Origin of the sequence: Nocardiopsis protaetiae, assembly GCF_045446735.1 — a bacterium.
In the GTDB taxonomy this organism is placed as follows: Bacteria; Actinomycetota; Actinomycetes; order Streptosporangiales; family Streptosporangiaceae; genus Nocardiopsis; species Nocardiopsis protaetiae.
Window position 1 is genome coordinate 1 of the sequence record NZ_JBJJBV010000349.1, and the last position, 6050, is coordinate 6050.

At 74.2% G+C, this 6050-nt stretch carries 6 protein-coding genes; 4 read left to right on the plus strand and 2 right to left on the minus strand.

Annotation, left to right across the window (positions count from 1 at the left end):
• From ACJOT3_RS31515 to ACJOT3_RS31525, 3 genes are all read left to right on the plus strand, one after another.
• A partial coding sequence (locus ACJOT3_RS31515; RefSeq protein WP_406976777.1) for an ABC transporter ATP-binding protein occupies positions 1-686 on the plus strand: 686 nt, incomplete at its 5' end.
• Positions 679-1533, plus strand: a complete 855-nt coding sequence (locus ACJOT3_RS31520) for an ABC transporter permease (RefSeq protein WP_406976778.1) — start codon at positions 679-681, stop codon at positions 1531-1533. The genes ACJOT3_RS31515 and ACJOT3_RS31520, both read left to right, overlap by 8 nt.
• Before the next feature lie 26 nt (positions 1534-1559).
• On the plus strand, positions 1560-2876 hold the full coding sequence (locus ACJOT3_RS31525) for an LLM class flavin-dependent oxidoreductase (protein ID WP_406976779.1): 1317 nt from the start codon (positions 1560-1562) through the stop codon (positions 2874-2876).
• 563 nt (positions 2877-3439) lie between these two features.
• Here the strand turns inward: ACJOT3_RS31525 and ACJOT3_RS31530 are convergent.
• Positions 3440-4381, minus strand: a complete 942-nt coding sequence (locus ACJOT3_RS31530; RefSeq protein ID WP_406976780.1) for an AraC family transcriptional regulator — start codon at positions 4379-4381, stop codon at positions 3440-3442.
• An 85-nt stretch (positions 4382-4466) separates the two neighbouring features.
• Between ACJOT3_RS31530 and ACJOT3_RS31535 the strand changes: the two genes are divergently transcribed.
• Complete coding sequence (locus tag ACJOT3_RS31535; RefSeq protein ID WP_406976781.1) at positions 4467-5294, plus strand: Rossmann-fold NAD(P)-binding domain-containing protein; 828 nt, start codon at positions 4467-4469, stop codon at positions 5292-5294.
• A gap of 554 nt (positions 5295-5848) precedes the next feature.
• Here the strand turns inward: ACJOT3_RS31535 and ACJOT3_RS31540 are convergent.
• The coding region (locus tag ACJOT3_RS31540; RefSeq protein WP_406976782.1) for a family 20 glycosylhydrolase at positions 5849-6050 on the minus strand (202 nt) is incomplete at its 5' end.

A 6050-nucleotide genomic window follows, 5' to 3' on the forward strand; every position in this document is an offset into this window, starting at 1 on the left:
CCACCCTGCTCGACCTGCTCGGCGGGCTGGCCGCGCCCAGCGCCGGGCGCATCCTCCTCGACGGCGAACCGGTCACCGGCCCCGGCCTGGACCGCGGGCTCGTCTTCCAGCAGTACGCGCTGCTGCCCTGGCGGACCGCGCAGGGCAACATCGAGTTCGGGCTGGAGGCCAAGGGGCTGCCCCGCCGGGAACGGGCCGAACGCGCCCGCGAGTACCTGGCCCTGGTGGGCCTGGACGGGTTCGCCGACCGGTACCCCCACGAGCTGTCCGGGGGCATGAAGCAGCGGGTGGCGATCGCGCGCAGCCTGGCGTTCGACCCCGAGGTGCTGCTCATGGACGAGCCGTTCGCCGCCCTGGACGCCCAGACGCGCGAATCGCTCCAGGAGGAGCTGCTGTCCATCCAGCAGCGGACCGGCAAGACCGTCCTGTTCATCACCCACGGCATCGACGAGGCCGTCTACCTGGGGCGGCGGGTCGCCGTGATGACCTCCCGGCCCGGCCGCATCAAGAGCGTCATCGACATCGACCTCGACCGCAGCGCCGAAGAGGACCTGCGCTCCACCCCCGCGTTCGCGCACTACCGGCACCTGGTGTGGCGGGAGCTGCACGACGAGGTCGCCCAGGCCCAGCGGAGCGAGCTGGCCCGACCCGCCCCCGCGTCCGCCGAGGAGGCAGACCATGGCTGACACCCTCACCCGTCCCACGGCCGCACCGGTGCCCGCGGTCGCACCCGCCGCCGGACCGGCCGCCCGCAACGCCCTGCTGGAGAACGTCCTGGGCACGGCCTGGCTGTGGGCCAAGCGGTCCCTGGCCATCGCCGCGTTCCTGCTGCTGTGGGAGGTCGCACCCCGGCTCGGGCTGGTGGACCGGGTGTTCCTGCCGCCGTTCAGCGAGGTGCTGGTGGCCACCTGGGAACTGGTCCTCAACGGGCAGCTGTGGGCGCACGTGTCCGCGAGCCTGTCGCGGGCGATCACCGGGTTCGTCATCGCGGTGGCCGCCGCGGTGCCGCTGGGCATCCTCATCGCCTGGTACCGGCCGGTCGCCGACCTGCTGCTGCCCATCCTGGAGCTGTTCCGCAACACGGCGGCGCTGGCCCTGCTGCCGGTGTTCGTGCTGATCCTGGGCATCGGCGAGACCTCCAAGATCGCCCTGGTGATCTTCGCGTGCACGTTCCCGATCCTGCTCAACACCATCACCGGGGTGCGCACCGTCGACCCGCTGCTGGTCAAGTCGGCGAGGTCGCTCGGGTTCGGGCCGCTGGCGCTGTTCCGCAAGGTGGTGCTGCCCGCGGCGGTGCCGTCGATCTTCACCGGCATCCGGATGTCGGGGGCCGCGTCGATCCTCGTGCTCATCGCCGCGGAGATGGTCGGCGCCCAGTCCGGGCTCGGCTACCTGATCAACGCCTCCCAGCTCAACTTCCTCATCCCCGACATGTACGCGGGCATCCTCACCATCGCCCTGGTGGGGCTCGCCCTCAACGGAATCCTCGTCACGCTGGAACGGCGCTTCTCGCGCTGGCGTGCGCACCAGTAGACCAGCAGAAGGGACCGGGACCGGTCATGACCGAACGCACGCTGCACCTGAACGCTTTCCTCATGGGGGTGGGCCACCATGAGGCCGCCTGGAGGCACCCGCGCACCGAGGCGCACCGGGTGCTGGATGTGGCGCACTTCCAGGAACTGGGGCGGATCGCCGAACGCGGCAGGCTGGACTCGGTGTTCTTCGCCGACGGGCTGGCCGCCGGGGCGCGCGTCGAACGCAACATCCTGGGGGTGTTCGAACCCATCACCCTGCTCAGCGCGATCGCCGCCGTCACCGAACGGGTGGGGCTGATCGCGACCGCCTCCACCGGGTACTACCCGCCGTACATCCTGGCCCGGGCGTTCGCGTCGCTGGACCACATCAGCGGGGGGCGGGCCGGGTGGAACATCGTCACCTCCGGCCGGGACGACGAGGCCCACAACTTCGGGCTGGACGGGGTGCCCGACCACGCGGGCCGCTACGAGCGGGCCGCGGAGTTCACCGAGGTCGCCGCCAAGCTGTGGGACAGCTGGGAGGACGGGGCGATCCGGCTGGACGCCGAGTCGGGGGTGTTCGCCGACCCGGACAAGGTGCACGTCATCGACCACGAGGGCGAGCGGTTCAAGGTGCGCGGGCCGCTGAACTCGCCGCGGCCGCCGCAGGGGCACCCGGTGCTGGTGCAGGCCGGGTCGTCGGAGGACGGCAAGGCGTTCGCGGCGCGGTACGCCGAGGCGGTGTTCACCGCGCAGCAGACCCTGGACGAGGGGGTGGCGTTCTACCGCGACCTCAAGGGGCGGCTGGCCGCGCACGGCAGGCCGCCGGGGGCGCTCAAGGTGCTGCCGGGGATCGTGCCGTTCATCGCGCCGACGGAGACGGAGGCCAAGGAGCTGGAGGCGGAGTTCACGGCGCTGATCTCGCCCGACTACGCGCTGCGGCAGCTGTCGGGGATGCTCGGCGTGGAGCTGACGGAGGAGGACCTGGACGGGCCGCTGCCGCCGCTGCCGGACGAGAGCGCGATCGAGGGGAACAAGAGCCGGTTCACGCTGGTGTCGGAGCTGGCCGAGCGCGAGGCGCTGACGGTGCGCGAGCTCATCGGGCGGCTGGGCGGGGGGCGCGGGCACTACACGTTCGCGGGGACCCCCGAGCAGGTGGCCGACGAGATCCAGCGGTGGTTCGAGGCGGGGGCGGCGGACGGGTTCAACGTGATGCCGCCGTACCTGCCGGGCGGGCTGGAGGAGTTCGTCGACCAGGTGGTGCCGATCCTCCAGGAGCGCGGGCTGTTCCGCACCGAGTACGCGGGGCGGACGCTGCGGGAGCACTACGGGCTGCCGCGGCCGGAGAGCCGGTACGCCTAGTTGTCCACAGGGGCGCGGCCGGCGCTGGCGCCGGGCGCGCCCTTGGGCTTTCCTGGATGTGGGAGGCCTCATGACGCACACCATCCGTACGGACACCCGCATGCCGACGCCCGGGGGCGGTGTGCCCGCGACCCGGGTGGGGCGGGTCGGGATGCGGCCGGGGACGGTGAGAACGGCGGCGGGCGGGCTGTCGGGGGTGGCATGTCCGCGGCCCGGGTGGGACGGGCCGATACGGCCGCGAGCGGTGAGAACGGCGGCGGACGGACAGGCGGCGGCTGGCGGGCTGTCGGGGACGGCATGTCCGCGGCCCGAGCGGGACAGGCCGATACGGCCGCGAGCGGTGAAAGCGGCGGCGGACGGACCGCCGAATAGGCGGCGACCAGCGGACAGGCGAGGGCTGCGTGCCCGCAGCCCGGGTGGGGCGGGCGACGGGCGAACGCCGGATAGGTGGCGACCGGCGGGCTGTCGGGGACGGCGTGCCCGCGACCCGAGCGGGACGGATCGGGATAGGGCGGGCGACGGGCGGACACCGGACAGACGGCGGTCGGCGGGCCGGGGGCGGGTCAGGTGGCGGGAACGGGGGTGCGGTAGTGGGAGGGGCTGCGGCCGGTGTGGTGCTTGAAAGCCGTGCTGAAGGCGAAGGCGCTGCCGTAGCCGACGCGGGCGGCGACGGCCTCCAGGCCGAGGTCGGGGTGGGCGGTGAGGAGGTCGCCGGCGAGGGTGAGGCGCCAGGTGCGCAGGTAGGTCATGGGCGGGGTGCCCACGGCGCGCTGGAAGCGGTCGGCCAGGGTGGAGCGGGAGACGGCGCAGGCGCGGGCCAGGCCCGCGAGGGTCCACGGGTCGGCCGGGCGCTCGTGGACGAGGTCCAGGGCGCGGGCCACCACCGGGTCGCGGCGGGCGTTGAGCCAGTTGGGGGTGTGGTTGGGCACGTCCTCGATCCAGGCGCGGACCGCCATCACCAGCAGGCAGTCCAACAGGCGGTCGTTGAGGCCGGCCTGGGCGACGCGGGCGCTGGTGATCTCCCTGGTCAGCAGGGCGATCAGGGCCGGGTCGACCCGCTCGCCCGGCAGCACCGCCAGGCGGGGCAGCGCGGACAGCGCCAGGCGGCCGACCTCGCTGTCGTCCTCGTAGGCGCCGACGATCATGCTGTCGGGCCCGTCGGGGTCGTTGCCCCAGGTCCCGACGCCGTGGCGCAGGGTGAGGTGGAGTTCCTCGCCGTCGGCCGACACACAGCGCTGCCCGGGCAGAACGGTGACGGTGGGCGTGCGCCCCCGCCGGTCGGCGATCATGTAGGGCTCCGGTCCGCGCGCCAGGACGACGTCGCCGGGACCCGCCTCGACCTCGCCGTGGGGAGAACCCACCCAGATGCGGCCGGAGATGACCACGACCACGGTCAGGGCGGAGCCGTCACGGGCGTCGATGCACCACGGGGGCCGCATCACCGTGCGCAGGGTGAAGGCGCCCCGGGCGCGGGGCCCGTCGAGGATGTGGGAGAGCGGGTCCATGCTTCGAGCCTACGTCGGATGTTCTCTTATGCATATCGGGTTTTCGACCATGTCCAGTCCGAGGTGGCGCTGATGAACTGAAGCCATGAACGAGAACGCGCACACCGAGCACATCCTCCTCACCGGCGGCACCGGGATGACCGGCCGCCGCATCACCGCCCGCCTCGCCGAGGCCGGGGTCCGGACCCGGGTCGGCTCCCGCTCCGGGGACCCGCGCTTCGACTGGCACGACCGCTCCACCTGGGACGCCGTCCTGGACGGGGTCACCGGCGTCTACCTCTGCTACCACCCCGACCTGGCCTTCCCCGGCGCCGCCGAGACCGTGGCCGCGTTCGCCGAACGCGCGGCGCGGGCCGGGGTGCGCCGGATGGCACTGCTGTCGGGCCGGGGGGAGGAGCGCGCCCAGCTCGCCGAGCAGCTGGTCCGGGAGGTCTTCCCCGGGCTCGCGGTGCTGCGGTGCGCCATGTTCGCCCAGGACTTCTCCGAGAGCTTCCTGCTCGGCCCGGTCCTGGCGGGCACCGTCGCGCTGCCGATGCCGGACGTCCCCGAGCCGTTCGTGGACCTGGACGACGTCGCCGAGGTGGCGGTGCGGACGCTCACCGAGGACGGGCACGCCGGTGCCCTGTACGAGCTGACCGGCCCCAAGGCGCTCACCTTCGCCGAGGCCACCGCCGCGGTGAGCGAGGTGGCGGGCCGCGAGGTGACCTACCAGGTGGTGTCCGCCGAGGAGTTCGTCGACCTGGTGGTCGGCGCCGGGGAGTCGGCCGAGCTCGGCCACGGCCTGGTCGCCCTGCTCGCGGAGATCCTGGACGGCCGCAACGTCCACCCCGCCGACGGGGTGGAACGCGCCCTGGGCCGCCCCGCCACCCCGTTCGCCGACTACGTCCGCAAGACCGCGGGCACCTGGCGCTAGCCCCGCCCGGGGCCGATGGCCCGGGGACCAGAGCCCGCCGCCGGCGGGCAGCCCGGGGGCCCGCCGTCGAGGGCCACCGCAGGCAGGCCGGGCACGGTCCGAAAGCGGCGCACACCCGGTGGTGGCCCACCACCGGTGGGCCCGAGGGCGGTACCCACCTCCGGGGCCGCCGCAGGTGGGCGGAGCACGCACCGAAGGCGGCGGAGTCGAGGTGGAGCCGGGCCGATACCCGCCGCCAAGGATCGCCACAGGTGGGAGGAGCACACGCCGAAGGTGGTGCAGCCGGGGCGGCGGTGGTCCTCCTCCACCGCCGTCCCGGCTCCCGGGCGCCCCGTCGTCCGGCCGCAGACGCCGGGACGTCGACCCGGGGGCCGGTTCAGGCGGGCCGAGGGGCGGAACCCGGGGCTGCCCGTGCCCTCCGCGGACGGTGGGGCGTCGGCCTGGGCCATCGCGGACGGCGGGCGGGGACCCGCGAGAGCGACCGGAACCCCGATCAGGTGGTCGGGCGCCACAAGCCGATGCCGTCCGTGCCCCGACGGTCCCCGGACCCCGGGTCAGGCGGGGCGGTAGTGGGCGGTGAAGCCCAGGGCGGACCAGTGGTGTTCGTGGCCGGACAGGCGGCGGGTGTGGGACTCCCAGGTGGTGGGGGCGCTCCAGGCCTTCTCGGCGACGCCCGCGAGGCGGGGCAGCAGCAGGAACGCCAGGTCGTCGAACCCGGTGAGGGTCTCCCCCCAGACCGCGGCCTCCACCCCGGCG

Excerpts from the sequence above, each read along its gene's own strand:
- ACJOT3_RS31525 (WP_406976779.1), top strand. The coding sequence starts at position 1,560 with ATGACCGAACGCACGCTGCACCTGAACGCTTTCCTCATGGGGGTGGGC.
- ACJOT3_RS31535 (WP_406976781.1), top strand. The coding sequence starts at position 4,467 with ATGAACGAGAACGCGCACACCGAGCACATCCTCCTCACCGGCGGCACC.
- ACJOT3_RS31530 (WP_406976780.1), bottom strand. The coding sequence starts at position 4,381 with ATGGACCCGCTCTCCCACATCCTCGACGGGCCCCGCGCCCGGGGCGCC.
- ACJOT3_RS31520 (WP_406976778.1), top strand. The coding sequence starts at position 679 with ATGGCTGACACCCTCACCCGTCCCACGGCCGCACCGGTGCCCGCGGTC.